Annotated in this window: 24 protein-coding genes and 2 riboswitches; of the genes, 10 read left to right on the top strand and 14 right to left on the bottom strand. The window is 72.0% G+C overall.

What is annotated here, in order from left to right; genetic code table 11:
• Positions 1-622, top strand: a 622-nt coding sequence (locus tag N5D62_RS21570; RefSeq protein ID WP_279759951.1) for an SDR family oxidoreductase, incomplete at its 5' end; no start/stop codon positions are given.
• A 30-nt stretch (positions 623-652) separates the two neighbouring features.
• Here the strand turns inward: N5D62_RS21570 and N5D62_RS21575 are convergent.
• Positions 653-1150: a hypothetical protein gene (locus tag N5D62_RS21575; protein WP_279759952.1), complete on the bottom strand. Its 498-nt coding sequence runs from the start codon at positions 1148-1150 to the stop codon at positions 653-655.
• Between the two features lie 173 nt (positions 1151-1323).
• On the opposite strand from N5D62_RS21575, the gene N5D62_RS21580 reads away from it, so the two are divergent.
• The gene (locus tag N5D62_RS21580; protein WP_279759953.1) at positions 1324-1986 is read left to right on the top strand and encodes a hypothetical protein; all 663 of its coding nucleotides are present in this window, start codon (positions 1324-1326) and stop codon (positions 1984-1986) included.
• An 88-nt stretch (positions 1987-2074) separates the two neighbouring features.
• Positions 2075-3154 carry a serine hydrolase gene (locus N5D62_RS21585; RefSeq protein ID WP_279759954.1) on the top strand — a complete coding sequence of 360 codons (1080 nt, stop codon included), beginning with the start codon at positions 2075-2077 and terminating at the stop codon, positions 3152-3154.
• 135 nt (positions 3155-3289) lie between these two features.
• Here the strand turns inward: N5D62_RS21585 and N5D62_RS21590 are convergent, their stop codons facing one another.
• From N5D62_RS21590 to N5D62_RS21600, 3 genes are read right to left on the bottom strand one after another with little or no spacing between them, the layout of a single operon-like run.
• On the bottom strand, positions 3290-3490 hold the full coding sequence (locus N5D62_RS21590) for a hypothetical protein (RefSeq protein ID WP_279759955.1): 201 nt from the start codon (positions 3488-3490) through the stop codon (positions 3290-3292).
• Complete coding sequence (locus N5D62_RS21595) at positions 3487-3975, bottom strand: hypothetical protein (protein ID WP_279759956.1); 489 nt, start codon at positions 3973-3975, stop codon at positions 3487-3489. The genes N5D62_RS21590 and N5D62_RS21595 overlap by 4 nt, the downstream gene beginning before the upstream one ends.
• A gap of 28 nt (positions 3976-4003) precedes the next feature.
• Positions 4004-5602, bottom strand: a complete 1599-nt coding sequence (locus N5D62_RS21600) for an FAD-dependent oxidoreductase (RefSeq protein ID WP_279759957.1) — start codon at positions 5600-5602, stop codon at positions 4004-4006.
• Here N5D62_RS21600 and N5D62_RS21605 point away from each other — a divergent pair.
• Positions 5570-6070, top strand: a complete 501-nt coding sequence (locus N5D62_RS21605; RefSeq protein ID WP_279759958.1) for a MarR family winged helix-turn-helix transcriptional regulator — start codon at positions 5570-5572, stop codon at positions 6068-6070. The genes N5D62_RS21600 and N5D62_RS21605 overlap by 33 nt on opposite strands.
• 45 nt (positions 6071-6115) lie before the next feature.
• Here the strand turns inward: N5D62_RS21605 and N5D62_RS21610 are convergent, their stop codons facing one another.
• A complete protein-coding gene (locus N5D62_RS21610; RefSeq protein ID WP_279759959.1) occupies positions 6116-7108 on the bottom strand; it encodes a dienelactone hydrolase family protein in 993 nt (330 codons plus the stop codon).
• Between the two features lie 166 nt (positions 7109-7274).
• On the opposite strand from N5D62_RS21610, the gene N5D62_RS21615 reads away from it, so the two are divergent.
• Together N5D62_RS21615 and N5D62_RS21620 are read left to right on the top strand one after the other, a co-directional pair.
• A complete protein-coding gene (locus N5D62_RS21615) occupies positions 7275-7880 on the top strand; it encodes a cysteine hydrolase (protein ID WP_279759960.1) in 606 nt (201 codons plus the stop codon).
• A gap of 103 nt (positions 7881-7983) precedes the next feature.
• A complete protein-coding gene (locus N5D62_RS21620; RefSeq protein ID WP_279759961.1) occupies positions 7984-8196 on the top strand; it encodes a putative motility protein in 213 nt (70 codons plus the stop codon).
• A gap of 34 nt (positions 8197-8230) precedes the next feature.
• Here the strand turns inward: N5D62_RS21620 and N5D62_RS21625 are convergent, their stop codons facing one another.
• Both N5D62_RS21625 and N5D62_RS21630 read right to left on the bottom strand, forming a co-directional pair.
• Positions 8231-10489, bottom strand: coding sequence for a hypothetical protein (locus tag N5D62_RS21625; protein ID WP_279759962.1), 2259 nt, complete (start codon positions 10487-10489; stop codon positions 8231-8233).
• Between the two features lie 174 nt (positions 10490-10663).
• Complete coding sequence (locus N5D62_RS21630; protein WP_279759963.1) at positions 10664-11281, bottom strand: diguanylate cyclase; 618 nt, start codon at positions 11279-11281, stop codon at positions 10664-10666.
• 223 nt (positions 11282-11504) lie between these two features.
• On the opposite strand from N5D62_RS21630, the gene N5D62_RS21635 reads away from it, so the two are divergent.
• A complete protein-coding gene (locus N5D62_RS21635) occupies positions 11505-13676 on the top strand; it encodes a CHASE domain-containing protein (RefSeq protein ID WP_279759964.1) in 2172 nt (723 codons plus the stop codon).
• Between the two features lie 19 nt (positions 13677-13695).
• Positions 13696-14280: a GNAT family N-acetyltransferase gene (locus tag N5D62_RS21640; protein WP_279759965.1), complete on the top strand. Its 585-nt coding sequence runs from the start codon at positions 13696-13698 to the stop codon at positions 14278-14280.
• Here the strand turns inward: N5D62_RS21640 and N5D62_RS21645 are convergent.
• Complete coding sequence (locus N5D62_RS21645) at positions 14259-14861, bottom strand: MarC family protein (protein WP_279759966.1); 603 nt, start codon at positions 14859-14861, stop codon at positions 14259-14261. The genes N5D62_RS21640 and N5D62_RS21645 overlap by 22 nt on opposite strands.
• A gap of 117 nt (positions 14862-14978) precedes the next feature.
• Here N5D62_RS21645 and N5D62_RS21650 point away from each other — a divergent pair, with 117 nt between their 5' ends.
• On the top strand, positions 14979-15467 hold the full coding sequence (locus N5D62_RS21650; protein WP_279759967.1) for an Lrp/AsnC family transcriptional regulator: 489 nt from the start codon (positions 14979-14981) through the stop codon (positions 15465-15467).
• Here the strand turns inward: N5D62_RS21650 and N5D62_RS21655 are convergent.
• From N5D62_RS21655 to N5D62_RS21680, 6 genes are all read right to left on the bottom strand, one after another.
• Complete coding sequence (locus N5D62_RS21655) at positions 15436-17895, bottom strand: hypothetical protein (protein WP_279759968.1); 2460 nt, start codon at positions 17893-17895, stop codon at positions 15436-15438. The genes N5D62_RS21650 and N5D62_RS21655 overlap by 32 nt on opposite strands.
• A 121-nt stretch (positions 17896-18016) precedes the next feature.
• The gene (gene xerD / locus N5D62_RS21660; protein ID WP_279759969.1) at positions 18017-18997 is read right to left on the bottom strand and encodes a site-specific tyrosine recombinase XerD; all 981 of its coding nucleotides are present in this window, start codon (positions 18995-18997) and stop codon (positions 18017-18019) included.
• 127 nt (positions 18998-19124) lie between these two features.
• Positions 19125-20696: a DegQ family serine endoprotease gene (locus N5D62_RS21665; RefSeq protein WP_279759970.1), complete on the bottom strand. Its 1572-nt coding sequence runs from the start codon at positions 20694-20696 to the stop codon at positions 19125-19127.
• Between the two features lie 141 nt (positions 20697-20837).
• On the bottom strand, positions 20838-22274 hold the full coding sequence (locus N5D62_RS21670) for an ATP-binding protein (protein ID WP_279759971.1): 1437 nt from the start codon (positions 22272-22274) through the stop codon (positions 20838-20840).
• Positions 22271-22930: a response regulator transcription factor gene (locus N5D62_RS21675; RefSeq protein WP_279759972.1), complete on the bottom strand. Its 660-nt coding sequence runs from the start codon at positions 22928-22930 to the stop codon at positions 22271-22273. Before N5D62_RS21675 ends, N5D62_RS21670 begins: the two co-directional genes overlap by 4 nt.
• A gap of 83 nt (positions 22931-23013) precedes the next feature.
• Positions 23014-24912, bottom strand: coding sequence for a hypothetical protein (locus N5D62_RS21680; RefSeq protein ID WP_279759973.1), 1899 nt, complete (start codon positions 24910-24912; stop codon positions 23014-23016).
• Positions 24913-25014: 102 nt separating this feature from the next.
• A riboswitch (glycine riboswitch) is annotated at positions 25015-25114 on the top strand.
• A 15-nt stretch (positions 25115-25129) separates the two neighbouring features.
• Positions 25130-25248, top strand: a riboswitch (glycine riboswitch).
• A 65-nt stretch (positions 25249-25313) separates the two neighbouring features.
• On the opposite strand from N5D62_RS21680, the gene gcvT reads away from it, so the two are divergent.
• Positions 25314-26435: a glycine cleavage system aminomethyltransferase GcvT gene (gene gcvT, locus N5D62_RS21685; protein WP_279759974.1), complete on the top strand. Its 1122-nt coding sequence runs from the start codon at positions 25314-25316 to the stop codon at positions 26433-26435.
• The last annotated feature ends 82 nt before the right edge of the window (positions 26436-26517 follow it).

Below are 26517 nucleotides of genomic sequence, written 5' to 3' on the forward strand. Positions count from 1 at the left end.
CGCCGCGATCGGTCCCAACGCCGCCGGCGTCCAGGCGGACTCGACCCGGCTGGCCGATCTCGACCGGCTGTACGCCGAGGTCGGCGAGCGCCACGGCCGTCTCGACGTGCTCTACGCCAACGCGGGCGGCGGCACCATGGCGCCGCTGGGCGAGCTGACCGAGCAGCATGTGGATGAGACCTTCGACCGCAACGTCAAGGGCGTGATCTTCACCGTGCAGAAGGCCTTGCCGCTGCTGGACAAGGCGACCCACGGCGCGTCGGTGATCCTGGCGGGCTCGACGACGAGCTCGATGGGCACGGCCAGCTTCAGCATCTACAGCGCGACCAAGGCGGCCGTTCGCAACCTGGCGCGCAGCTGGATCCTCGACCTGAAGGGCCGCGCGATCCGCATCAACACGCTGTCTCCCGGCCCGATCCACACGCCGGGCCTGGTGGAGCTGGCCGGCCCCGATCCGGCCAACCAGCAAGGCCTGCTGGACTACCTGACCTCGCAGCTGCCCATCGGCCGCATCGGCCAGCCGGAGGACGTGGCCAAGGCGGCGGTGTACCTGGCGTCGGACGCCTCGTCCTTCGTCACCGGCGTCGAGCTGTTCGTCGACGGCGGCATGGTCCAGGCGTGAGCGGCGCGCCGGCGCCGGGCATCCCCGGCATCACTTGCGCCTGAACGCGATCAGGAGGAAGTCGACGCACATCGGCGACTCCTTCGAGGTCACGGGGCTGGGCGACACCATCACCTCGAAGTCCCCGCCGTCCCGGACGAACTCCTCCCGGGTCGGCCGGGACACGGGCCGCCAGACAGGCGGCAGCAGCTTCGCGCCGATCTCCTCGGTGGTCACGCAGCTGTCGAGCGCCTGGCCTCGCGCCGTCGTCATGGCCATCACGAACTGTCGCGGGGCGCCCTGCTCGCGCAGTTCCTCCGAATACGTCACCCGCCATCCGGCGATGGCCCCCGTCCCGCTCGCCGCTTCCCGGCCCTCGACGATGGCATCCGCATGTTTCATCGCGCAGGCGAGCCGCTCCGCCTCGGGCGCCTTCGACAGCGCATCGCAGGGGAGGTCGTTCTCGCAGGGCTGGTACACGGCGACCGACAGCGCGTGGGCCGCGGTGGCGGTCATCAGGATGGCGGGAAGCACGAATCGGGCGAGCATCGACGGTCTCCATGGGGCAGCCGGCATTGCACCCTCAAAGCGGCGGCGCCTTCTTCCGCGCTTTCCCGCAGTCCCGCGACCCCGAGTCGTGTCACCGGTCCGCGGTCGCCGACCGTCGGACGGTCGGGCATCATCGGCGCTTCGCCCAAGAAGACCGTGACCAGCACACCGCCATGCGCCACCTCTCCCGCCTCGCTGTCCCCTCGTCGCTGGCCCTGGCCTTCGGCCTGACGTTCATCACCGCCGCGTCGGGCCAGGCGCAGACGCTGGCGTCAGGTCCCACGGCGTCCACCCGCCCGCCCCTCATCACGCAGCAGGACGGCACCGTCACCCGCGCCAAGCTGCAGGGCAGCCTCGCGCCCACGCGCGACCTGCCCTGCCTGCGGGGCGACCAGATCGAGTCCTCGTTCACGCCTCCCGACCTGCACACCGGTTTCCTGAAGTGCCTGGACGAGCGTCGCGCCGAGGAGGCCGCGCTGATGTTCAGCGTCGCTGGCATCTATTCGCGATTCGACGCGCGCCGTATCGACGACCCCAGCGTGCGCGGCGGCCCGCAGGTGCTGATCATCAACACGAGTTCCGGTTTCACGCCGCCGCAACGCGAGTTCTTCCTCGGCGAGATGCTGGCGCGATTGAAGAAGCCCGAGGGCACGCAGGCCTTCTGCGCGGTGCTGAATCGGATCGGGCCGCCCACCTACGCGCCGCGCTACCTGGTGCTGCACGGCCTGAAGGCCTTCACCGCGGCCGATCCGATGGAGAACGCGCTGATTCCCAACTTCGACACCGACGGCAACTGGCGGTCGCTGATGGACAGCTACGGGCACTGCCCGAAGTGATGCCAGCCGTCGAACCATCCTCCACTCGACGACCATGCGTCTGAAGCACGTCCCCGTTGTCCCGTTGCGCCGATGGTTCCTGTCCGGGATGTCCGTGGCGCTCCTGGGCGCCTGCGCGGCGCGCCAGCCGGCGCCGGACGCAGCATCGCAAGGACCGGGAGGAGCACCGGGTGCGGTGCAGGCGACGACGCCGGCGACGACCGCGCTCCTCGCGCAGGACCGAGCCGCGCTGGAAGCGCTGCCGGGCGCGACCAGCGTGCTGCTGCGGCGACAAGGTCGGGTGGAGGTTGAGCTGTACGCCCGAGGCGCGACGCCCGAGACGTTGCACGACACCCGTTCCGTCGGCAAGTCCGTCACCGGACTGCTGGTGGCGGCTGCCGTCCAGGACGGACTGCTGCGACGGGAGACGCCCGTCTTCGCCGAGCTCGCGGACGCGCGCCCCTTCGCCAACGATGGCCCCGTCAAGCGCGGCATCGTGGTGGAGGACCTGCTCACGATGTCCTCCGCGCTCGACTGCGACGACAACGCCCCCGCCAGTCCTGGCAACGAAGAAAACATGTACCCCCAGCAGCGCTGGCTGCGCTGGGCCATCGACCTGCCCACGCGCACCGTGGCGCGCGACGCGCAGGGCCTCGGTCCCTTCGCGTACTGCACGGCCGGCGTGTTCCTACTGGGCCAGTTGCTGGAACGCCGCGCACCGGGTGGCCTGGAGGCCTACGCGCAACGACGGCTCTTCGCACCGCTGGGCATCACGACCTGGCAGTGGTCGCGCTCGCCCAGCGGCGAGACGATGACCGGTGGCGGCCTGCGGCTGCGCACGCGGGACTGGGCGTCGCTCGCGCAGTTGCTGCTTCGCCAGGGCACCGGATCGGACGGTCCCGTGCTGGCGCCCGAACAGGTGACCGCGCTGTTGACCGCGCGGCGCACGACGCCCTTCGGCGCCGCCTACGGCGAGCTGTTCTGGCAGCGTGACTACGCGTTGCGCTGCGGCAGCGTGATCGCCTGGACGATGTCGGGCAACGGCGGCAACTCGGTGCTCGTCCTGCCCACGCTCGACGCGGTCGCCATCGTCACCCGCACCCACTACAACCAGCGCGGCATGCACCAGCAGACCGCCGATTTCATGACCGCCCTGCTCGAGCGGCACGTGTGCGGCCCCGCGCCATGAGGCTGAGCGGATGACGCCGGGACGACGGACGTACTGCCGCGATCGCACCAGCGCGTCCCGCTCACCGCTCACCTCGCACTTCGCACTGCCCTCACGGAGACCAGGCAACCTGCGCGGCTTGATCCAACCCGCGCGTCAAATGAAACGAATCCTCTTGCGTCTGCTGCTCTCGTCTGTCGTCGGCTTGGCGGCCTGGGCCGGCATCGCATCGGCCTTGATGGCTCGGTTCGTTCCGCCGGTCGCACCCGGTGAGGACGACCTGGGCGCGGGACTGATCGCGGCCAGCATCTTCTTGCCGACGCTCTGGCTGGCCGTCATCGGCGTCGTCGTGTTCAACCTCCGGGCCTGGCGTTCAGATGCGCGTCGGGCGGCAGGAACACGACCCCGAGCAAGCGGTTCTCCCCCACGCCGGTCCTGACGGACAGGTCGCGCACCGTCTGCTCGCGGCTCGCGGTGATGCCATGCGCTTGCAGGCGCGCGATCAGCGCCTCCGGCTCCGTATGGGTCGTGGCCGCCAGCGCCCACAACGGCGCGTCCACCAAGGCCTGCTCGATGGGCCCCTTCAATTGCGGACCGGTGATGCGTCCCCACGAGAAGAAGGACGCCACCAGCACGGCCACCATCGCGATCGCGCTGACCTGTCCCCATCGCGTTCCCAAGTGGTTCTTGAGCGGCCGGAAGTTGGCCGCGATGTGCCCGACCGCGCCCGCGAGGAACAGCCACGAGAACCACTGGTGAACAACCGTCGTCAGCCCTTGATTCCATTCGAAGAACATCGCGACGCCCGTGCCGGCCATCAGCACGAAGGCGGCGATGGTCAAGGGAGTCGCCCAGCTCCGTAGCGTCGGCTTAGGCATCGCAAAGCTCCTTGGCGCCGAGGCCCACCGCGCGCAGGTAGGCCCGCAGCGCCTCGATGTCTTCCTCCGTCTCGCCGACGAAGGCGCCGATGTAGCCGTCCGGGCGCACCAGCACCCAGCTACCGGATTGAAGGCCGTACGCGGCGCGGCAATGGCCGTCGTCGTCGAACAGGTCGCCGCCAGCGCCCAGCGTGTGGATCCGCAGTCCGGCACGTGGCGCCACGACGTCGCGCCGCACGTCATGCCCGAGCAGCGTCCAATGCGCGCCCTTGAACAGCTCGAACAGTCGTTGACGCTGACCCGCCGCGCCGCGGATCGGCGCATCGGGTGCGCGATCCCCCGCGCGCAACGCCCCTTCCCTCGACAGGCGTTCCAGCGCGAGCGACGACTCCTGATAACCGAGATCCAGTTGATGGACCTCGCGGCCTCGGCGCATCTCGCCCCGCTTCAAGCCATCCAGCAGCTTCGTGGACAGCCCGAGCATGCCCGCCGCGATCGGCCGGCGTTCCGCCTCGTAGCTGTCGAGCAAGGCCTCCGGCGCCCCCGCGACGACGGCGGCCAGCTTCCAGCCGAGGTTGTAGGCATCCTGCACGCTCGTGTTGAGCCCCTGCCCGCCCGTGGGCGGATGGGTATGCGCGGCATCGCCCATCAACAGCACGCGCCCCATCCGATATCGATCCGCCAGCCGCGCGTTCATGTTGTACGCGGACGCCCACGACACCGCATGGATGCGGATGTCGTCGCGGCCGGTGCGCGCGGCCACCATCTCGGTCAGTCCCTGGGCGGACAGGTCGACGTCCCCCTCGAGCGGGACCGGCGCCTGCAGCTGGAAGAGATCGGTGCCGGCCAGCGGGCACAGCCCGATCTGGACCTCCATCGAGTCCCCGTTGAATCGATGCCACGCCTCGCGATCCAGGCCGGTGAGCTCGACGTCGGCCACCACGGCCCGCACGCCCAGCGTCTTGCCGGGGAAGCCGATGTCCAGCGCGTGCCGCACGAAGCTGCGCCCGCCGTCCGCGCCGATCAGGTAGCGAGCGCGCACGGCCTCGTCCCCAGCCGCGCCGCGCAGCCGCGCCGTCACGCCATCGGCGTCCTGCTGGAAGCCCACGAGCTCACATCCGAACTCGGGACGATGGCCCAGTTCGGCAAGGCGCTCCCGCATCACGCCTTCGGTCAGGAACTGGGGAACCATCAGCGGCAGGCGATACGGCTCGGCGGGCGTCGGGTCCTCCTGCGTCATGACGGGCGACTCGTCGTAGCCGCCGTCTGCGCGGTACTCCCGCTGCGGCGGATACACCCCACCCGCCGCGACCAGGCGATCGAGCAGGCCCAGGTCCTCGAAGATCTCCTGCGATCGCGGCTGGATGCCCTTGCCACGGGAGCCGTGGAAAGGCGCATCCAGTTTCTCGATCAGGCGAAAGCGCACGCCCCGCCGCGCCAGGTCGATGGCCAGGGTCAGGCCGGCAGCGCCGGCCCCGCAAATGAGGACGTCAATGGAACGGTTCACAGTCATGTCAGGCTCCGATATGTGTAATATGCACACATTGGAGTGAATGCTATGCGATCCAAAAACAATGTGCAAGATGCACATATCTCGAAGCAACTGCGCGCGCTGCACGGCGCGCTGCTCACCATCGTCAGCGTGATGAACCGCCCTCAGCGGGACGAGGCGATGGTGCGGGAGGCCGGCATTTCGCTGGACCGCGCGCTGTTCCCGCTGCTGGTGGGCATCGAGCGGCTGGGCCCGATCGGCGTGGTGGAGCTGGCCGACCGGGCCGGGCGCGACCACACGACGGTGAGCCGGCAGGTGGCGAAGCTGGAGAGCCTGGGCCTGGTTCAGCGCCAGGAAGGCGCGACGGACCGACGCGTGCGCGAGGCCATCGTGACTCCCAAGGGCAAGCGCATGACCGACGCGGTCGATGCCGCGCGGGAGCGGATCGGCCGGTCCATCTTCTCGACCTGGGAGGAGCGCGACTTCGAGGAGCTGGTGCGGCTCATGCAGAAGTTCGCCGCGGCCATCGAGGGCGAAGGCCCGGCGGGGAAGGCGGAATCGGACTGAGGCCTGCGCGCCGATCCGGCCCGGTGGCGAGGCAGGCCCGGGCCTTTAACGGGGCGGCGCGGCCAGCACCTGCTGGACGAACCGCGCCACCTCGCCGCGGGAAGCATCGAAGGCCGCGGCATTTCGCCCGACATGCGCCCCCCGGGTCACGCACTCGTTGAAGAAGGCCGTGAGCTGCGCGGCAGGAATGACCGCGCCGGTGCGCAGCGCCGTGACGGTCCAGCTCGGGATGTCGGTGCGCACCACGCCGCAGGCGTAGCCGCTGGTCGCGTTGGGCAGCCAGCGCACCGGCAGCAGGCTGTCCCACGCATGGTGGGCGCCGTCGTAACGGACGCTCTTCACCGGCGTCCCCAGCGCCGCGTACTCCGTGGCCAGGGCCTCGCAGGGCTCGGGATGGGTGTAGTCGTCGGCGGCGCCGACGAGATTGAGCAGCGGCGCCCCGGTCACCTCCGGCGAGGTGTAGATCTGCAGGCAGCCCGCATAGGCCGCGACATGGAACGCGAACGCCTCGGGTCCCTTGACCACGGCGCGCAGGAACGGCTGCTCGGCCGTCTGGAACGCCACCGTGCCGCCGCGCGAGAAGCCCATGATGCCGATGCGGCGCGCATCGATGCGCGGGTCCCGCGCCAGCAGCTGCAGCGCCTGGAACGCGTCCATCAGGTTGGCCGCCGCCGGCACCGAGGTCTGGTCCGACGCGGTCGACGTCACTCCGCGCGGGGTGAAGCTGTCGACGACGAAGGTCGCGACGCCCAGGTCGTTGAAGAGCGCCACCCACTGCGCCAGGCTCGGCGTGACGCCGTCGCTGCCGTGCGCGAGCACGACGGCCGGCACCGGCGATCCGGTCCCGGCGGGGATGCTGAGATCGCCCCAGACGTCGGTGGCGGGCCATCGGTCCCGCTTCTCCCGGGCCAGGTCGAACAGCGAGACCGGGGTGAAGCTCTTGAAAGGAACGCGGACCGCGTCCGCGGCCGAGCAATGGAGCGCGGTCCAGGCCAGGAGGGCGCAAAGGAGGCGGCGCAGGAGGCGAGTGGTGTTCATCCGCCGATGATCCTTCAGGCGCGGCGCCTGCCCGGTCACCGGCCTGTCGCGTGAATCGAGGGCAGTGCGCGCCCAGGCGCCCACCGGCCGAGGACGGGCATCGGGAAGGCACCTCGCCCTGGGCATCGGGCTTGCTCCCTCGCTCCATCACAAGCCGGAGCTGACCTTGGTCCGTAACGCCTCCTCGAGCACCTCGCTGCCCACGTCCCGGCAGGTGATGCTGCTGGTCGACTTCATCAACCCGCTGCGCTTCGACGGCGCCGAGGCGCTGGGCCCCATGGCGGTGAACGCGGCGCAGGCCGCCGCGCGCGTCAAGCGCCGCCTGCGGGCCGAGGGCGTGGTCGCCATCTACGTCAACGACAACTTCGGGGAATGGCAGTCCGACGTGCCCCGGCTGCTCCGGGAATGCCGGCGCTCCGGCGGCGCGGCGGCGAAGCTCGCGAAGCTGCTCGCGCCCGATGACGACGACCTGGTCGTGCTCAAGCCGCGTCACTCGGGCTTCTACCAGACGCCGCTGGAGCTGCTGCTCAGCGACCTGAAGGCCAAGGACTTGGTCATCGTCGGCCTGTCGACCGACTACTGCGTCCAGTGCACAGCGATGGACGCGTACGTCCGCGGCTACCGCGTGTGGGTGCCCGGCGACTGCACCGCGGCCGAATCGCCTCAGCGGCGGGACGAGGCGCTGCGCTGGATGAAGGGGGCGTTGAAGGCGCGCATCTCGCCCGCCGAGCCCCCGGACGAGGCGCCTCGAGCGCGCCGCCGGTCCGCGTGACAGGCGCCGGGAACGCCGGGCCTGCCGCCCGCCTCACCACGTTGGCGCCGTGGTTTCGTGGCGCCGCCTTCAGTTTCGAACAGGGGCGGCCGATATTGGAGGAATGAACATCGCCAACTCCTCCAGCGTCGCCGCCGCGGTCAGCAGCGCCTCCAACAGCACGCCGGGCTCGGTCGGCAATGCCGCCAGCATGCTGGTGCTGCGCAAGGCGCTGGACGTCCAGCAGGCCGGCGCCGCCGCGCTGCTCGAGGCCTTGCCGCAGCCCGCGCTGGCCACCGAAGGCAACCTCGGGCGCAACCTCAACACCTACGCCTGACCGGGCCGCTCCGCCCCGCGGAGCCGCCCTGCCCTCAGAGCCCCGCCGACACTGGCTCCGACAGGCGCCAGAAGCCGAACCGGCCCCGCTCCGACATCACCAGCCGTCCTTGCGCATCGATGCCGACGGCGCGGAACTTCAGGTCGAACTCATGCTCCGGCATGCCCACGATGACCTGGCGGCGCACCGGTCCGAACCAGAGCACGGACCGCCGGTCGGTCAGCGTCGCGCGCTCCAGCCATGACAGCTCGCGCGTGTCGGCCAGGCTGTTCAGGATCCAGAACGCACCATCCGGCCCCGTCACGACGGCACCGCCCGAGAACCCGGGCGAGATCAACGGATTCGTCGGCCAGTCCACGCGCGTCAGCGCGCCGCCTTCGCCGATCTTGAAGATGCCCAGGTAGTTCATCGCGTACAGCTGGTCGTCCGTGCCCACCGCCAGGCGGTCCAGGTTCCAGTTGCCGTCGCTGTAGCGCGCCAGCGTCGTGACGACGCCCGCCGGTGTGATCCGGATGACGCGGTTCTGGTTGGCGATCGCGTAGACGTTGCCCTTGCTGTCCGTCGTCAGCGATCGTGGCCGGCGGAACGCGGCCGCCGAGCCCGCGCCGTCCGCGTCCTCGATCGCCGCCATCGTCCTCTGGTCGCCCGCGATCGTGACGATCTCGCCGGTCGAGGGGGTGTAGCGGCGCAGCGTCTGGAAGTCGGAGAAGTACACCTGCCCGGCGCGATCGACCGTCACCTCCGCGTCCTGCCAGGTGGACAGCCGCGCCACGATCGGCAGGCCGTCGGCCGGGTCGGTGCTGTCCTTGCGGCCCGCCACGCAGCCCACGTCCCCGGACGGGGCCGCGACGCGGCACAGGCGCGCGCTGTCGATGAAGTACAGGTCGCCGCTCGGGTGCACGCCGAAGCTCCTGACCTCGCCATACGACGACAGGTCCTGGAACGGCGACGGGAAGCTCGACCGCTCCTTGAGCGACAGCCCGAAGGTGTAGGGCGCGCCGGTCACGTGGCGCGTGACCGTGTGTTCGTCGGTGAGCGCCGTGTGGAGGGTGCCGTCGGCGTCGACCGCCACCGCGTCCACGCCGCCATGGCCCAGCACCGCCTGCATCGACCCGTCCGGCTTCACCAGCGTCACGTTGGCGGCCGTGGCCAGGTAGACGCCGCCGCCCGGCGCCACGGCCAGGCCCGTGCCGCAACGCCCCGTGACGTCCGGCGTGCGGGCGACCGTGTCCACCTTGCCGTCGCGCGACAGGCGCCGCAAGCGCGTGCAGCCGTCCTGGATCCACAACTCGCCGTCGGGTCCGACGGCCATCGCCCGGATGTCCCTGAAGCGCGCGTCCGCCTGCGCGCCATCGACGTTGTCGTAGACGTCCACGGCGCCGCTCAGCAGCGTCGCGGTGCCGCCCTTGAGCAGGCGCACCGTGTTCGCGGTCGCGACGTAGAGATCCCCGCTCGGCGCCGCCGCGACGACCCGGGTCCAGGACACGCCCGGCGCGGTGTCCGCCACCTTGCCGCTGTACAGGCCGCCGGGCACGGCGGTGATCGCGCCCTCGGGCGACACCTTCAGCAGCCGGTAGGTGTCCGCGACGTAGAGGTTGCCCGCGGCGTCGCGCGTGAAGCTCAGCGGCGCGCCCAGGCGCGCGATGCCGTTCTTGCCCAGCTGGTCGCCGGCCACGGTCGGCACGCCGGCGACGGTGGACACCACGCCGTCCTTGCCGATCTTGCGGATGACGCTGTTGCCCTGGTCCAGCACCAGCATGCCGCCGTCGCTGGCCGGCAGCAGCGCCACGGGCCGGTTGAAGCGGGCCAGCGGGCCGCCGTCGCGCATGCCGGCGCCGCCGAGGCTGACGATCACCGGATCGACCTGCACCGGCTTGACGGACAGCGAATTCGATCCGGCGGCCTTGGCATGCCCGCCGGCGTCGGTGACCTTCAGCTCGATGGACAGGCTGCCGGGGGTCTTGGCGACGAGCTCGAACCCGGGCGTGTCGATCGCGGCGCCGCCGACGGTCCAGCCGTAGCGGAAGCTGTCGGGGACCACCTGGTCGTAGCGTTCGAAGGTGAAGCCGGTCACGTACCGGAGCACGGTCCCGGTCGGCACGGCCACGTTGTACGGCAGCCTGGAGACCATGTAGGGCTGCACCAGGGCCGGGTCGGGCGCCGCCGCGCCGGCACCGCCGCCGGGCGTCGCCGGCGACTCGCCGCCCCCTCCCCCGCCTCCGCCTCCGCAACCGGCGAGCGCGCAGGCAAGCAACAACGGCAGCATCCGCGGATGCGTCGAACGTCCAGGCATCGAGAAACTCCCCGAGGGCCGTCATGACGATCTCCCGGCGCTGACGCCGGTGATCGGCCTCGCCGCGGTCCGGGCGGACGGCGGGGGCGACTGGCCGTGAATGATGAAAGCGCCATCATAGGCGGCGCCCGAGGCGCGCCCGCGCGGCGGACGCTCAAGTGAGGGGAGCGCGTCTCAGGCTGGCCGCGTCCCGCTGTACCGGTTGCGTCCGGACGGGATCGCCGCGTAGGCGCGCACGCAGTTGCAGCCCGCGCCGCGCGCCATCGCCAGCGCCTGGCGGGCCTGCTGCAGCAGCTGGTCCGCGCCCTGCTGCGGCTCGCGCCGCCAGTCCTGCCAATGCGCCAGCCCCAGGCTCGCGCTCAGCGGCAAGGCCTGTCCCTGCCAGCGGTAGTCCAGCGTCGCCACGCGGCCGCGCAGCCGGTCGGCGGCGTCCAGCGCGCCCAGCGGATCAGTGCACGGCAGGTAGGCGGCCCAGACGCCGCGCGGCAGCGGCAGCAGCCAGTCCCCGCCGCGCAGTTGCTGCCGCACCAGCTGGTCCAGCCGCTCGTCCAGCGCCTGCAGGCACTCCTGGCCGTACTGCTGGTGCAGCCGCGTCCAGGGATCGAGTTCCAGCAGCATCAGCACGCCGTCGTGGCGGTGTCGCTGCGCGCGGGCGGCTTCCCGTTTGAGCTCGTCCATCAACTGCGCCTCGTCGGCCGCCGCGATCCGCGCCGGCACCTCGCGGCGCGCCTGCCAGCGCCGCCGCAAGGCCTTCCACCAGGCCCCTGGGCCCTTGTCCGCGTCTTGAGCCATACCGCCGCCTTCGCCGGAGATGAAGTTTGATTGCAGCACAGGAGCAAGCCGCGCGCCGCCCCCCGGCGCCCCCTTGTCCGAGGGAGGAGGATAGGCCGCCCGCCGCGGCCGCGCGCCCCCAGTTGTAACGAATCCGGACCGCCCGCAGGGGCGCATGCAGCGATGCGGCCCCTGCTCTACAGTACCCGGCTGTGTTCAGCGCCGCGGCCTGGCCGCCCTGCCCATGAACGCCCCTTCAGGGATGCCCCCCGAGCTGGCCGAAGAGCCTGCTGCCGACCCAGCCGTCGACGCCAGCGTCGAGGCCGCCTTCGATCCCGCCGCCGCCCCGGCCGGCGAGCGCGCGTCGGACCAGTTGCCGATGCCCGCCGTCGTCGGCGCGCTGCTGGTGCTGCTGGCCGGCCTGGCGCTGACGCTCAGCGCGATGCTGTGGAACCGCAACCGCGTCGTCGCCGAGGCCAACCGCGTGCTCGACGCCCAGACGGAGCGGCTGGAACGCGACATCGTCCAGCGCTTCGTGCAGCCGGTCTACGGCCTCAAGGGCGCGCGCGGCGCGATCTCCGCGCTCAACGGCCGGGTCGCCCGCCAGGCCTTCCGCGCCTACGTCCAGTCGCGCGACCTGCCGCGCGAATTCCCCGGCGTGCGCGGCTTCGGCTTCGTCCCGCGCGTGCCGCGCGAGCAGTTGGACGCCTTCATCGCCGCGGAGCGCGCCGACGGCGCGCTGCAGTTCTCGGTGCGCAGCCGCGGCGACGCGCCGGACCTCTTCGTCGTCGCCCACATCGAGCCGCTGTCGCAGAACTACCCGGCCTGGGGTTTCGACCTCGGCTCCGAGCGCCTGCGCCGCGACGCCATCGAGCGCGCCATCGCCACGGGCGAGGCCACGCTGTCGGCGCCGGTGGGGCTGGTGCAGGACCGCGCGCACGGTCCCGGCATGCTGCTGCTGGTGCCGGTGTTCCGCGACGGCGCCGACCCGGTCACGCCGCAGCAGCGTCGCCAGGCGCTGCTGGGCATGCTCTACGCGCCGCTGGTGGCGCAGGAGATCCTGGCCGGACTCAAGGAAGGACTCGCGGCGGCGCCGATGGACTTCCGGCTGCTGGTCGACGACCACGGCGCGGGCGAGGACCTGCTGCTCGATTCCGCCACCGGCATCCAGCCGCTGAACACCCCGCCCGAGGCGCGTCCCGCCTTCGGCAGCCGGATCGTCGCCGACGAGCGCCGCGTCGAGATCGCCGGCCGCGCCTTCCGCATCGAGGCCGCGCTGACCACCGCCTACGAGCGCGCCGTCATCGACGCCGCCGGCTGGGGACCGGGCTTGATCGGCACGCTGCTGACGCTGCTGCTGGCGGCCACCACCTACCTGCTGGCCGCCGGCCGGGCGCGCGCGCAGGCGCTGGCCGACGAGATGACCGAGGACCTGCGCCGCCTGACGCTCGACCAGCAGGCGATGCTGGACACCGAGATCATCGCCATCGCCAAGCTGCGCGACCGCCACATCGTCTGGAAGAACCGCGCGCTGGACCGGCTGTTCGGCTACGGGCCCGAGGAGCTGTTCGACCTGCCGGTGCGCGAGCTCTACCGCGACGAGGCCACCTACGTCGCGCTCGGCCAGAACGCCTATCCGGTGCTGCGCCGCGGCGGCCACTACCGCAGCCAGCTGCAGATGCGGCGCAAGGACGGCAGCCTGGTCTGGGTCGACCTGAACGGCGTCGCGCTGCCCGGCGAGCGCGACGCCAACACCTCGCTCTGGATGATGGCCGACATCACCCAGAGCAAGGACTACGAGGCGCGCGTCGAGCGCGCCGCCTTCCACGACGCGCTGACCGGCCTGCCCAACCGCGTGCTGCTGGCCGACCGGCTGCGCCAGGCGATGGCCGCGGCGCAGCGCCAAGGGCAGACGGTGGCGGTCGCCTTCCTCGACCTGGACGGCTTCAAGGCGGTCAACGACACGCACGGCCACGACGCCGGCGACGAGGTCCTCCAGGCCGTCGCCCAGCGCCTGTCGGAGGGGATCCGGGCCTCGGACACCGCGGCGCGGCTGGGCGGCGACGAGTTCGTCGTGCTGCTCACGCCGCTGCCCGACACCGCCGCCAGCCGCCCCAGCGCCGAGCGGCTGCTGCGCGCGATTCTGGAACCGGTGAAGCTCTCGTCGGGGGCGACGGTGCAGGTCGGCGCCAGCTTCGGCGTCGCGCACTTCCCGCTGGACGGCGTCGACGCCGAGGTGCTGCTCAGCCGCGCCGACCAGGCGATGTTCGACTCCAAGCGCGGCGGCCGCTGCCGGATCCGCTGGCTCGACGGCGCCCAGCCGCCGCAGGAGCTGGACCTGTCCGCGCTGCGCCAGGCGCAGGCCGCCCCGGACGGCGGGGCGGCGCGCCGGGATGACCGGAGTCATGCGCGATGAGCCGCCGTACAGTCGCCCGATGACCACGCTGATCACGCCCCGGCTCCGCCTCGAGCCGATGACCGACGCGCACCTGCACGGCCTGTTCGAGATGAACAAGGACCCCGAGGTGATGCGCTACATCACCGGCAAGCCCGACACGCTCGAGGACACGCAGTCGATGATCGACCGCGTGAAGGCGCGCTGGGCGGAATGGGGCTACAGCTGGTGGACCTTCGTCGAGCGCAACGGCGGCCTGATCGTCGGCGCCGGCTGCGTGCAGCACATCGGCCGCGACCGCGCCAATCCCCACGAGCTCGGCTGGCGCCTGCGCCGCGACCGCTGGGACCGCGGCTATGCGTCGGAGGCGGCACGGCGCATGGCGGCGTTCGCGTTCGACGAACTGCGCGCACCGCAGCTCGTGGCGTTCTGCGACCAGGACAACACCGGCTCCGCGCACGTGATGCAGAAGCTCGGGATGAGCTTCCGCGGCATCGAGCACTGGTACGACTTCGACGGCGCGCTCTACGGCATGACCGCCGCCGAGTGGCGCGCCTGGCCGGCCTCGGCCCAGGCGGCGGCGGAGATCGCCGCCTGCGCCGATCAGAGCCCGCCGACGAAGTAGCGCTTCAGGCCCGACAGGATCATCTCGACCGCGATGGCGGTCAGCACCAGGCCCATCAGCTTCTCCAGCGCCGAGACCACCGAGTCGCCGAGCAGCTTGCGGATGCGGTCCGCCAGGATCAGCGCCAGGAACGAGATCACCATCGCGGTGAACAGCGCGCCGATCCACTCGGCGACGCGGTCGGGCTGGCGCGAGGCCAGCAGCAGCACGGTGGCCATCGCCGACGGGCCGGCCAGCAGCGGCACCGCCAGCGGGAAGATGAAGGGCTCGCGGCCGGTCTCCATGCCGTAGGCGGACTCGCCGGCGTGGCTGAAGATCATCCGGATCGCGATGATGATCAGGATCACCCCGCCGGCCACCTCGAGCGAGCGCTCCGACAGGTGCATCAGGCGCAGGAAACCCTCGCCCAGGAACATGAACGCCAGCAGCACCGCGAAGGCGATGCCGACCTCGCGCAGGGCGACCTTCAGCCGGCGTTCGCGCGGCACGGCCCGCATGATGGGGATGAAGATCGGCAGGCTGCCGAGCGGGTCGAGCACCAGCAGCAGCAGGATGAGGGCGGAGAGGAAGCTGTGATCCATGGGGCGCGATTCTCGCCGAAGCCCGTCCCCGGCGGCCGCGACGTTGGCGGGCCGCCACGCACGCTTCGTTCATCAGGATCCATAGAATCGCAACAATTTCTCGCCACGATCCCGCCGATGAACAAGATGGACAAGAAGTCGTTCCCGACGCTCGACCCGATCGACCTGCGCATCCTGGAGGCGCTGCAGCACGACGGCCGGATGTCCAACGTCGACCTGGCCGCGCGCGTCCACCTGTCGGCGCCGCAGTGCTTCCGCCGCGTGCGGGCGCTGGAGGAGCGCGGCGTGCTGCGCGGCTACCGCGCCGACGTGGCGCCGCTGGCGCTGGGCCTGGGCGTCACCGCCTACGTCAGCCTGAACATCACCGCGCAGGCCTTCGCCCGGGTGCGGGAGATCGAGTCGCTGATCCGCGACTTCCCCGAGATCCTGGAATGCCACACCGTGTCGGGGGACTCGGACTACCTGCTCAAGGTGGTCGCGCGCGACCTGCAGGCGCTGTCCAAGTTCCTCACCGACAAGCTGATGCAGCTGGACGGGGTGGCCGACGTGCGCTCGATGATCTGCCTGGAGGAGATCAAGCCGCCGGCGGGCCTGCCGGTGGCGTGACCGGCGGCGTGCCCGGCTTCTTCCGCGCGGGCACTTGTTCCATCGCCTGCTGGAACGCCAGGAGGCCGATGTCCACGCCCTCGTAGCGGGTGCGGGCCTTGCGGAACTCGACGTCGGTCAGTCTCCCGGCCCCACGCAGGGCCTCCTGCGATTCGTCCCGCTTGCCGACGGCCTCCAGCCACGGGCCCTCCTTCCACTTGATCATTTGGGCCAGCGCCAGCCGCTCGCCCTCGGTGAGGCGCCTCAGGGCGTTCGCGGCGTGATGCGACACGCGGTCGATGATGAACGCGTGCTCCTTGCTGCCGTCGATGGCCCGGTCCCCCATCTGGCGCTTGTACTCGGCGCGCAGGCTGTCGACCAACGGCGGCATGCCCTTCTGGAGCTGCTCGAGGAAACGAGGCGCCGGCGGCGGGGGCGGCGGCGGCGTCCCGGCAAACAGCTGCTTCGCCTTCCCCCAGACGGTCTTCGGTGCCGGTGGAGGCGGCACTGGCGCGGCGGGTGGCTTCACCAGCACGGCCGTCAACGATGCCGTCTGCCGCGCCAGATCCTGGGCCAGGCCGGAGGACTCCAGCGGAATGGCAGTCAAGTCCGGCTCGCTGAACGCCCGGCGCTGGGCCGCCAGATTGCGCTCCAGTCCCGCCTGGTTGACCTCGGCCCTGAGCTTGGAGAGATCCGTTTCCGATTGCGTGCGGGGGATGTGCCTCGGCGTGGAAGGCAGAAGCCTGGCCATCCTCTCCTCGGCGGCGGCCCTGCGCTTCGCGGCCAGCAGCTCGGCCTGGGTGGGCACCTTCGGCCCGAGGTCCTTGGCGCTGGCGGACTGCTCCTTGCGCGACGGCTCGGGCGTGGGATCGAACCGGCCCGGCTCGTGCAGCGGGATGTCCGGCATCGACAGCGTGCGCTTCAGCGCCGGTTGCGCCGCCACTGGCGGCACGACTGACGCCGCCGAGGGCTCGGATGCCACCGGCGCCGCCGGGACGTCGGTCTGCGTGCCGGATTCGCTGACGGCCGGCCGCGCCGGCGACCGCGGCGATCGCGGCGGCAGCGGTGGCGGCATGTCGGCGGGATCAGACGTCGAGGTCGAGGTCGAAGTCGAGGTCGACGTCGAGGTCGGAGCCCGGGGTTCGGACGCTTCGACAGCCGGCGGGGTGGACAGGGCCGGCGGCGTGGACAGAGGCCGCGGGGCTGGCCCGGACACGACCGACGTGCCGTCCTCCGCCTCGAACGGGTCGTCGAGATCCTCCGACATCATCGACAGACGATCCCATGACCCGTCATCGACGGATGCGCGCGCGGCCTCCTGCGACCGCAGTTCCTCCAGCCGCCTGCGGCCGGCCGCTGCCAGGAACTCGATGTCGCGGTCGACGTTCCCGCCGTCGTCCCACGCGAAGGAGGAACCGCGACGATCGCGGGCCGCCTGCAGGAACTGGTTTTGATGCCGGGCGATGGCCTCGTCGACCGACGGCGGCAGCTCGTCGGTCCCGGCATCCTGCGACGCCTGCCGACGCAGCTCGTGTCCATACATCTTCACGATCAGCCGCCCGGAGTCGCTGGCGCCATCCGGACAGACCACCGCGACGTTCTCCGCCTGCCCTTCGTCGCGATGCCTCGCGATCGTCTTCCAGGCGCGCTGCAGATCGTCCTGCTCCAGCGCCGGCTGACGCGGGTCGATGCGCACGTCGTGCATCCGGAGCAGCTTGGAGAGCATGGACTGCCCGTCCCGCTCCGTGCCGATCTCCATGATCCAGCTGCCGTCGGGCTCGGACTGCCCCACGCGACGGGCGAAGCCGGTCACGGTGCCGCCATCGCCGGTCGATATGTCCACGTCGACCCGGTCGCCATCGCGTGCGAGCTGCTCCGCGAACTCCAGGCGCGGGCGTCCCGCCGGCGGGCGCGCGAGGACCACGTCCGTCACGGACTGCTCATCGAATGCCTGGATGAAACCGATGAGCGCCTTCGGATCGAACGCGGGTCGGGACGCCGGCGGCGGCATGGCCGCCAGGCCGGGCCGGACGCCTGCCGCCGGCGACGAGTCCGCCGAAGGCCCCGCCCATCGCGGGGCCGGATGCTGCTCCGCGAACCTCGGCGCGAACTGAGGCGCGGACATCGCCGCGTGACCGGGGTGCTGGCCGAACATCGGCATCCCCGGCATCGCCAGCGGCGGCGCCGCCATCTGCATCACTTGCTGCACGCTGTTGTGGAGCTGGAACATCATCGCGTTCAGGTGAGCCGCGATCACGCCGTGCAGGTAGTTCCCGCTCGCGCAGGCGGCCAGTTCGAGCAGGCCCGTCGGCAGGAGCCCCGGCGCGAGCGGCGGCCAGACCGCATCGGGCCCGAACATCGCCGGCCCGGCATACGGAGCGACCGGCATGGCGCCGGCCCAGGCGCCAGGGACGGCGGCGGGGAACTGGAAACGGAGCGGATCGTGCATGACGTCGGGGGCGCCGCCTGGCACGACTCCCCCAGGAGCCATGCCGCGAAACGCGCGAAAGCAAGGACGCCGGTTGGTGTCCCCGCCCCCGCCCCGGGTTCAGGCGCCGCCGCCCGCGCGCTCAGCCGCGCGGATGGTGCGCGGCGTGCAAGGCCTTGAGGCGTTCCCGCGCCACATGCGTGTAGATCTGCGTGGTCGACAGGTCGGCATGACCCAACAACAGCTGCACCGCCCGCAAATCCGCGCCATGGTTCAGCAGGTGCGTGGCAAACGCATGCCGCAGCGTGTGCGGCGAGATCGGACTCGTGATCCCGGCGATGCCGGCGTACTTCTTGACCAGGCGCCAGAAGCTCTCGCGCGTCATCGCCTGGCCGAAGCGGCTCAGGAACAGGTCGTCGGTGTTGCGCGCGCTCAGCAGCAGCGGCCGCGCCTCGCGCAGGTAGCGCATCAGCCAGGCATGCGCCTCCTCGCCGAACGGCACCATCCGCTCCTTGTCGCCCTTGCCGGTCACGCGCAGCACCGCCTCGCGCAGGCCGACATGCACGCTCTTGAGCGTCACCAGCTCCGTCACCCGGAGCCCGCTGGCGTACATCAGCTCCAGCATCGCGCGGTCGCGCAGGCCCTGCGCGGTGCCGATGTCGGGCGCGTCGAGCAGCCCCTCCACCTGCTCCTGCGACAGCGTCTTGGGCACGCGCATCGGCTGCTTGGCGGTCAACAGCTTGAGCGTCGGATCGCGCTCGAGGCGGCGTTCTCGCAGGGCCCATCGGAAGTAGCGCTTGAACACCGACAGCCGCCGGTTCGCCGAACTCGCCTTGCCGCCGTCGTGCCGCGAGGTGGCGTAGCCCATCAGGTCGAGTTCCTCGACCTGGTCCAGCGCGCGCGCGCGCTCCCGGGCCAGCCAGTCGGCGAACAGCTGCAGGTCGCGCCGGTACGCCAGCTGCGTGTTGCGCGACAGGCCTTCCTCGATCCACAGCGACTCGATGAACGCGTCGATCGCGCGCTGGCTGCGCTCGCGTTCCGGGGAACGGACGGGCGACTCGGCCTCGGTGTCGATCGAGGCTTCAGGGACGGCGGGACGGGACGGCGACGGCATGGCGCGCATGATGCCAGCGCCCATCGCCCGCGGCGCCGAGGCGAAAAAAAGGGGCCCGCGCCACCACGCGCGGGCCCCACGGAGCAACCGCCACAGGCAGCGGTTGGTTGGGAGCAATGAAGGGGATGTCGGTGGATCAGCCGATGCGCACCGGCACGAAGATCTTGTCGCCGCCGCGCTGGACCAGCAGCGCGACGGACTTCTCCGCGCCCTGCACCGCGCCGCGGACCTGCTCGACCGATTGGACCGGCGTGCCGTTGACCGCCAGCAGCACGTCCCCCGGCCGGACGCCGGCGCGCGCCGCGGCGCTGCCCTCGCCCACTTCCTGGATCAGCAGGCCCTCGCGGGTGCCGAGCTGGCGGCGCTCCTCGGGCTGCAGCGGCCGCAGGGCCAGGCCCAGCTTGCCGTGCGCGGAGTCCGCCTCGCCGTCGCCCTTGGCGAGCTTGGCGCCCTTCTCGTTCGCGTCGCCGAGCGTGGCGGTCAGCGTCTCGCGCTTGCCGGCGCGCCACACGTCGATGTCGACCTTGTCGCCGGGCAGCGACTGGTCCACCAGCGCGGGCAGGTCGCCGCTGGAGACGATCTTCTGGCCCTTGAAGCCCAGGATCACGTCGCCCGAGCGCAGGCCGGCCTTGGCGGCGGGGCCGTTCTCCTCGACGTTGGCCACCAGCGCGCCCTCGGGCCGTTCCAGCTTGAAGGAATCGGCGAAGCCCTGGTTGACCTCCTGCACCATCACGCCGAGCTTGGCGTGCTGCACCTTGCCGCCCTTCTCGATCTGCTGGCGGACCTTGTTGGCCACTTCCACCGGGATCGCGAACGACAGGCCCTGGTAGCCGCCCGAGGCGCTGTAGATCTGCGAGTTGATGCCGACCACCTCGCCGCGCGCGTTGAACAGCGGACCGCCGGAGTTGCCGGGGTTGATCGCGACGTCGGTCTGCAGGAAGGGCACGCGGCTCTCGTCCGGTCCCAGCGAGCGGCCCTTGGCGCTGATCACGCCGGCGCTGACGCTGTTCTCGAAGCCGAAGGGCGAGCCGATCGCCAGCACCCATTCGCCCACGCGCAGGTCCTTGGTCGCGCCCAGGCGCGCCACCGGCAGGTTCTTGGCGTCGATCTTGAGCACCGCGACGTCGGTCGACTTGTCGCTGCCCAGCACCTTGGCGCGGAACTCGCGGCGGTCGGTCAGCTTGACCACGACTTCCTGCGCGTCTTGCACCACGTGCGCGTTCGTCAGGATGACGCCGTCGGCGCTGACGATGAACCCCGAGCCCTGGCCGCGGATCTCGCGGCTGCCGCCCTCGCCGCCGTTGGGGCCGCCGGGCATGCCGGGCACGCCGAAGCGGCGGAAGAATTCGTAGAAAGGATCGTCGGGATCGATCTGCGGCCCGCGGGCGGCGCGTGTCTTGACGGTGCCCGAGACGCTGATGTTGACCACCGCCGGGCCTTGCGCCGCGGCGATCTGCGCGAAGTCGGGCATGCCCGCCGGCGGCGGCGTGAACGTGCCGGCCGGCGCGGTGGCCGTCGGCGTCGCGGCGGCGGCGAGCTGCATGTCGCCGGAGGCCGTCGAGGTGGCGGCCGGCTGCGTGTCCGCCGCCGGGATCGCCTTCGCGTTGCGCATCGCCAGGGCACCGCCCGCGGCCCCCAGCACGCCGGCCGCGGCCAGCGCCCACACGAGCTTCTTCACCGGAATCATCTTCTCCACTTGTTGAGCCATCTGAACCTCCAGATTCGCTGCGAGCCGCTGGTCGCGGACTCGATGGAGCGAAGTGTGAGCAACTTCTCTTAGGTCGCTCTTAACGGAGGCGGACGTCGCGTGAAGGCCCGGTCAAGCGAACCGGGAGACGCCGTGAACGGCTCAGGCCGGCGGCAGGCTCGGCGGCAGGCTCGGCGGCGTGGCGGGCGGCAGCGCCGGCGGCGGCGCGATCGCCGGCGTGGCGCGCGACAAGGGCATCGCGAGCTCGACGCGCAGGCCGCCGAGCGCGGTGCTGTGGCCCAGCCGCAGCGTGGCGCCATGGTCGTCGGCGATGCTGCGCACCAGCGCCAGTCCGAGGCCGCTGCCCGGCGCCTGCTGGGCCTGCGACTCGGCGCGATAGAAGCGGTCGAACACGCGGCCGCGTTCGGCGTCGGGAATGCCGGGGCCGTCGTCCTCGACGACCAGCAGCGCCTGCGCGCCGCTGCGCTCCAGGCTCAGGTCCACGCGCGAGCGGCCGTACTTGACGCCGTTGTCCACCAGGTTGCGCAGCAGCATCGTCAGCGCCTCGCGGTGGCCGTCGACCAGCGCCGGGTCGCAGCGCCCCAGGCCGAGGTCCATGCCGCGCGCCTGCGCCAGCGTCGCCGCGTCGACGACCGCGTCGCGGCACAGCGCATCCAGCGCGATCGGCAGCATCGGCGCCTGCGCCTTGGCGCTGTCCTGGCGCGCCAGCGCGAGCAGCTGCTCGATCAGGTGGGACGCGCGGTCGATGCCCAGGCCCAGCTTCTCCAGCGCCTGCGCCCGCGACGCGTCGTCCGGCGCGCGGCGCAGCGACTGCAGCTGCAACTTCAGCGCGGCCAGCGGCGAACGCAGCTCGTGCGCGGCGTCGGCGACGAAATGCTGCTGCTGCTCGAAGGCCTGGCGCACCCGGTCCAGCAGCGCGTTGAGCTCGGTCACCAGCGGCTGGACCTCGGCGGGCAGGTCTTCCTCGTCGACCGGCGCCAGGTCCTGCGCCTTGCGGCGCGACAGCTGCTGGCGCACCCGTTCCAGCGGCGCCAGCGAATGCGACACCACCCACCACACCACCAGCGCCAGCATCGGCAACATCAGCGCGGTCGGCAGCACGGTGCGCCACGCGAGCTGGCCCGCCATGCGCTGGCGCACCGCGATGTCCTGCGCCACCTGCACGACCTGGAATCGCCCCTGGACCGCGAACACGCGATACCGCTTGCCCCGCAGCGCCACGTTGGAGAAACCCAGCACCGCGCGCTGCGGCAGCCAGTCCGGCCCGGCCGAGCGGTACAGCGGCGTGCCGTCCAGGCCCCAGACCTGCACGATGAGGTCGATGCTCTGCTCCTCGCCGAGCGGCAGCGGCAGCCCGGTGCCCATGCCCGCGCGCAGCGACAGCGCGACCTGCTGCATCTGGTAGTCGAAGATCTCGTCGGTCTCCATCAGCGCGTTGCGGTAGGCGCTCATGCCCTGGATCAGCGCGCTGGTCAGCATCGCGCCCAGCAGGAACAGCAGCAGCCGGTAGCGCAGCGAGCGCGGCAGCAGCATGAAGCGGGACCGCCGGCCCGCGGCCACGCCCGACGGCGCGTTCATTCCTTGGGCACGCGGTAGCCCACGCCGCGGACGTTCTGGATCAGCTCGGCGCCGAGCTTCTTGCGCAGGCCGTGGATGTAGACCTCCACCGCGTTGCTGCTGATCTCGTCCTTCCAGCCGTAGAGCTTCTCCTCGAGCTGCTGGCGCGACAGCACGATGCCGGGCCGCGCGATCAGCGGCTCCAGCACCGCCCATTCGCGTTGCGACAGCGTGACCGGATGGCCGTGCGCGGTGACCTCGCGGGTGGCCGGATTGATGGTCACGCCCATGTGCTCGTAGACCGGCTCCGCCCGGCCCGCGGCGCGGCGCAGCAGCGCGCGGATGCGGGCGAGCAGCTCGTCGAGCTCGAAGGGCTTGAGTACGTAGTCGTCGGCGCCGGCGTCCAGCCCGGCCACGCGTTGCGCGGTGGCGTCGCGCGCGGTGGCGATCAGCACCGGCACCGTCTGCTTGCGCCCGCGCAGCGCCTGCAGCACGCTCATGCCGTCACGCTTGGGCAGGCCCAGGTCCAGCAGCACGAGGTCGTAGGTCTGGGATTGGAGCGCGGTGTCGGCGATCTCGCCGTCGCGCACCCAGTCCACCGCGTAACCGTCGGCGCGCAGCAGCTCGAGCAGCTGCTCGCCGATCATCAGGTCGTCTTCCACCAGCAGGAGTCGCATGGGCGCGATTGTGCACGCCCGGCGGTCCCGGGAGGCCCGCGGCCCGGGCTAGCGCGGGGCGGGCGCCTGCCGGGTCGCCTGTTTCACCCTGGCCCCGCCACCTGCCCCGCGAGCTTCAGCGCCAGCAGCGGCGCCATGACCTCGTCCACGTTGTCGCACGGGCCCACGGGCTGCCACCCCGCCGGCCCCACGGGCCGTTCGTGGGCGCTCCAGGCCCGCACCTTCAAGGCGAGGACGGCATCGGCGTAGCTGCCGCGCTCCGCCGCCACCCGCGAGCGCCAGGCGCGCCGGCCCGAGCGCGGCAGCTGGTCATAGGCCTCGCGCAAGGCCTGGTCCAGCGCGGCCGCCAGGTCGCGCACGCCATCCCAGGCCGAGCCGTCCCGCGCGCGCAGCGCGGACGGATCCGACGGCGGCGTCTTCCGGGCCGGGTCCGCGCGCCGGGACGCGCTGGCCGCGGGGGGCGCGGCCGGGGCGCGCAGCAGTGTCCGCCAGCCGGCGTTCGCGCCGCCCAGCAGATCCTGCGGCGCGAGCTTGCCCTTGCCCTTGTCCTTGCGCAGGAGCCGATGCCACCAGCCCTGCAGGCCGGTCGGCCGCGCCATCCATGACGCGAGCGTCGAGGCCGCATCCCGCGCCGCGCGTTCGAAGGCCTGCGTCCGCCGTTCGTCCGTGCGCGCGGCCTTGGAGAACGTCGGCGCGGCTTGCCGGCGAATCCGCTCGTTCCAGATCTCGAGTCGCGCCTGCGCCGTCTGCTCCCACGACGGCGCGGGCCGCGACGCGGCGGGGACGAGCGGCGCCGAGCGGACTTTCGGAGGGCGAATGCCCGACACCGCGTCCGCCAGCAGCGCCTCGGCCTCCTCCTCCGGGACCCCCGACAGGCGCTTGTCGCGCTGGACGCCGGAGGTGGTGGGCTTCAGGGGCAATGGACGGCCTCGCCGGGACAGCATGGGGCGCATCGCTCCCACGGGCGACCGCGGCCTGCGTCCGTCAGGCTCGGATTCGGACTGGGCCGCCGGGGAGGCATGGCGCTCCGGCGGGGAGCTGGCCTCGGACTCGGGCTCCGGGGAGGAGCGCCCCTCCGCTGCGGACGTGGATGCCTGGAGGGGAGGAATGAACGGCGGCGGGGGTGGCGGGGGCGGCGGCAGGGACTCGCACGCACTGTCCAGGCGGGGCGCGGTCCGGCGCAGGCTGGCCGGCCGGATCACCGCCCGGATCGCCTCCGTGGCGGCCTTCACCGTGGCGTCGGGCTGCAGCAGGGCCTCGATCGCCGCCTGGCTCACCAGCCGGTCGCCACGGGAGCCCTCATGGACCAGCGCCAGGCCGGGCGGACGGAGCATCGCGGTGCCGCTCCGGTGATAGGCGTCGCCGAACCGCATCGCCTCCTTCACCCGCGCGGCCATTTCCGCCGGCCGGCGCCGAGGCAGCGCATGGACCGCCAGGGCGCATCTGCGGCGCGTCCGCCCGTCCTCTTCAAGGACCAGCTCGACGACGCCGGGCGCCCGCCGCTGCGGCGGCTGCCGCGGCTCGACACGGAGCGTGAGCCGACCGCCGGACGGCAACGGGACGGTCGTGGCCGGCAGGCCGCTCAGCAGGCGCTCCGCGAGCGACCGATGCTCGGGCGCGGTCGAGGCCTCCGGCTCGTCCTTGACCGGCACCACCAGGCTGCACACGCCGTGCCGCAGCACCAGATGGGCGAGCTGCAGGAGCAGCTCGTCGTCCGGCATCGCGCCCGGCCGCGCGGCGATCGCGGGCAACTGCCCCTCGTTCCCCAGCCGCAGCATCGAGGCGCCTTGCGCCGGCAACCGCGCCTGGGCGGCCTCGACCGCATCCCGCAACCGGGTGCGGTCGTGGCGGTCGGCCTCGCGGTCCGCGATCGCCTGGGCGGCCCCGGGGTCGCGGCGCGGCGGGATCGGCGGCGCGGGCGGTTCGGGCTCGTGGGCGGGGCCGAAGGCGAAGCAGGAAGACAACAGGCTGGCGAGTGACATGGGGCGATCGATCTCCGGGCCCGCCGACCGGGCCGCGCCGCTCTGTGGCGGCGACCGACCGATGCAACCGACACCTCCGGCGCCTGAAACCGTGACTACAATGCGCGCCAGTCAGGAGAGAGCCCCCTCGCGGGGGCCGCCGAAGGCGCAGTGGCACTGGCGATCCCACGCTGCGAACGCTCAGGCAAAAGGACTGACGAGACGCCTGGAATTCCGGGCGTTCCTCACTGGAGAGAGGCGGGGCGGACCATCGGTCGAGCCCGTCCACCGAAGGGGCAAGCCGCCGGTCAACCGCCGACGGCCAATCTCTCAGGTAAAGCGGACAGCGAGGGCATATCCCCCACCCGGACGTGATCGGTTCACAGTCGGGGTGGTCACGACGAATGCCCTTGGAGCGAGACATGTCCGCCGACCAGACCCTGCACCAGACCCCGCTGCACGCGCTGCACCTCGAACTCGGCGCCAAGATGGTGCCCTTCGCCGGCTACGACATGCCGGTCCAGTACCCCGCCGGCGTGATGGCCGAGCACAAGCACACCCGCACGCAGGCCGGCCTGTTCGACGTCTCGCACATGGGCCAGGTGCTGCTGGTGGGCGACGACGCCGCCGCCGCGCTGGAGACCCTGGTGCCCGTGGACATCGTCGACCTCGGGATGTTCAAGCAGCGCTACGCGCTGTTCACCGCCGACGACGGCGGCATCCTCGACGACCTGATGGTCGCGCGCCGCACCGACGGGCTGTTCGTCGTCGTCAACGCCGGCTGCCGCGACCAGGACATCGCCCACATGCAAAAGCACCTGGCCGGCCGCTGCGAGGTCCGCCCGATGCCCGAGCAGGCGCTGCTGGCGCTGCAGGGTCCGCAGGCGGTGACCGCGCTGTCGCGCCTGAACGCGGAGGTGGCCCATTTGGTCTTCATGACCGGCGGCTTCTTCGAGCTGGACGGCATTCCGACCTTCGTGACGCGTTCGGGCTACACCGGCGAGGACGGCTACGAGATCTCGGTGGCCGCGGATCGCGCCGTCGAGCTGGCCCGCAAGCTGCTGGCCCAGCCCGAGGTGATGCCGATCGGCCTGGGGGCGCGCGACTCGCTGCGCCTGGAAGCCGGCCTGTGCCTGTACGGCCACGACATCGACACGACCACCACGCCGGTCGAGGCCTCGCTGACCTGGGCGATCCAGAAGGTGCGCCGCGCCGGCGGCGCGCGCGCCGGCGGTTATCCCGGCGCCGCCGTGATCGACCGCCAGTTCGCCGAAGGCGCGCCGCGCAAGCGCGTCGGCCTGGTCAGCGCCGAGCGCATGCCGGTGCGCGAAGGCGCCAAGCTGTTCAGCGCCGACGGCGCCGAGATCGGCGTCGTCACCAGCGGCACGCTGGGCCCGACGGTGGGCAAGCCGGTGGCGCTGGCCTACGTGCAGACGCCGCATGCCGCGCTGGGCACCGAGCTGTTCGCCGAGGTCCGCGGCAAGCGCACCCCGATGACGGTCTCTTCCACGCCGTTCACGCCCAACGGATACTTCCGCGGCTGATCCGCGATCCTGGGTCGCACCCTTCGTCCGCCTCGAGCCCGGCTCGAGATTCCCTTTCCAACTTTCCGATCGCACGGAGCCT

Origin of the sequence: Mitsuaria sp. GD03876, assembly GCF_029840635.1 — a bacterium.
Lineage (GTDB): Bacteria > Pseudomonadota > Gammaproteobacteria > Burkholderiales > Burkholderiaceae_C > Roseateles.

Bases quoted from the DNA above. Each gene is read 5' to 3' on its own strand.
- N5D62_RS21665 (WP_279759970.1), bottom strand. From the start codon at position 20,696: ATGGCTCAACAAGTGGAGAAGATGATTCCGGTGAAGAAGCTCGTGTGG.
- N5D62_RS21640 (WP_279759965.1), top strand. From the start codon at position 13,696: ATGACCACGCTGATCACGCCCCGGCTCCGCCTCGAGCCGATGACCGAC.
- N5D62_RS21610 (WP_279759959.1), bottom strand. From the start codon at position 7,108: ATGAACACCACTCGCCTCCTGCGCCGCCTCCTTTGCGCCCTCCTGGCC.
- N5D62_RS21605 (WP_279759958.1), top strand. From the start codon at position 5,570: ATGCGATCCAAAAACAATGTGCAAGATGCACATATCTCGAAGCAACTG.
- N5D62_RS21655 (WP_279759968.1), bottom strand. From the start codon at position 17,895: ATGCACGATCCGCTCCGTTTCCAGTTCCCCGCCGCCGTCCCTGGCGCC.
- N5D62_RS21645 (WP_279759966.1), bottom strand. From the start codon at position 14,861: ATGGATCACAGCTTCCTCTCCGCCCTCATCCTGCTGCTGCTGGTGCTC.
- N5D62_RS21635 (WP_279759964.1), top strand. From the start codon at position 11,505: ATGAACGCCCCTTCAGGGATGCCCCCCGAGCTGGCCGAAGAGCCTGCT.
- gcvT (WP_279759974.1), top strand. From the start codon at position 25,314: ATGTCCGCCGACCAGACCCTGCACCAGACCCCGCTGCACGCGCTGCAC.
- N5D62_RS21575 (WP_279759952.1), bottom strand. From the start codon at position 1,150: ATGCTCGCCCGATTCGTGCTTCCCGCCATCCTGATGACCGCCACCGCG.
- N5D62_RS21580 (WP_279759953.1), top strand. From the start codon at position 1,324: ATGCGCCACCTCTCCCGCCTCGCTGTCCCCTCGTCGCTGGCCCTGGCC.
- N5D62_RS21625 (WP_279759962.1), bottom strand. From the start codon at position 10,489: ATGCCTGGACGTTCGACGCATCCGCGGATGCTGCCGTTGTTGCTTGCC.
- N5D62_RS21585 (WP_279759954.1), top strand. From the start codon at position 2,075: ATGTCCGTGGCGCTCCTGGGCGCCTGCGCGGCGCGCCAGCCGGCGCCG.
- N5D62_RS21680 (WP_279759973.1), bottom strand. From the start codon at position 24,912: ATGTCACTCGCCAGCCTGTTGTCTTCCTGCTTCGCCTTCGGCCCCGCC.
- N5D62_RS21620 (WP_279759961.1), top strand. From the start codon at position 7,984: ATGAACATCGCCAACTCCTCCAGCGTCGCCGCCGCGGTCAGCAGCGCC.
- N5D62_RS21600 (WP_279759957.1), bottom strand. From the start codon at position 5,602: ATGTGCATCTTGCACATTGTTTTTGGATCGCATAGCATTCACTCCAAT.
- N5D62_RS21675 (WP_279759972.1), bottom strand. From the start codon at position 22,930: ATGCGACTCCTGCTGGTGGAAGACGACCTGATGATCGGCGAGCAGCTG.
- xerD (WP_279759969.1), bottom strand. From the start codon at position 18,997: ATGCGCGCCATGCCGTCGCCGTCCCGTCCCGCCGTCCCTGAAGCCTCG.
- N5D62_RS21650 (WP_279759967.1), top strand. From the start codon at position 14,979: ATGAACAAGATGGACAAGAAGTCGTTCCCGACGCTCGACCCGATCGAC.
- N5D62_RS21670 (WP_279759971.1), bottom strand. From the start codon at position 22,274: ATGAACGCGCCGTCGGGCGTGGCCGCGGGCCGGCGGTCCCGCTTCATG.
- N5D62_RS21630 (WP_279759963.1), bottom strand. From the start codon at position 11,281: ATGGCTCAAGACGCGGACAAGGGCCCAGGGGCCTGGTGGAAGGCCTTG.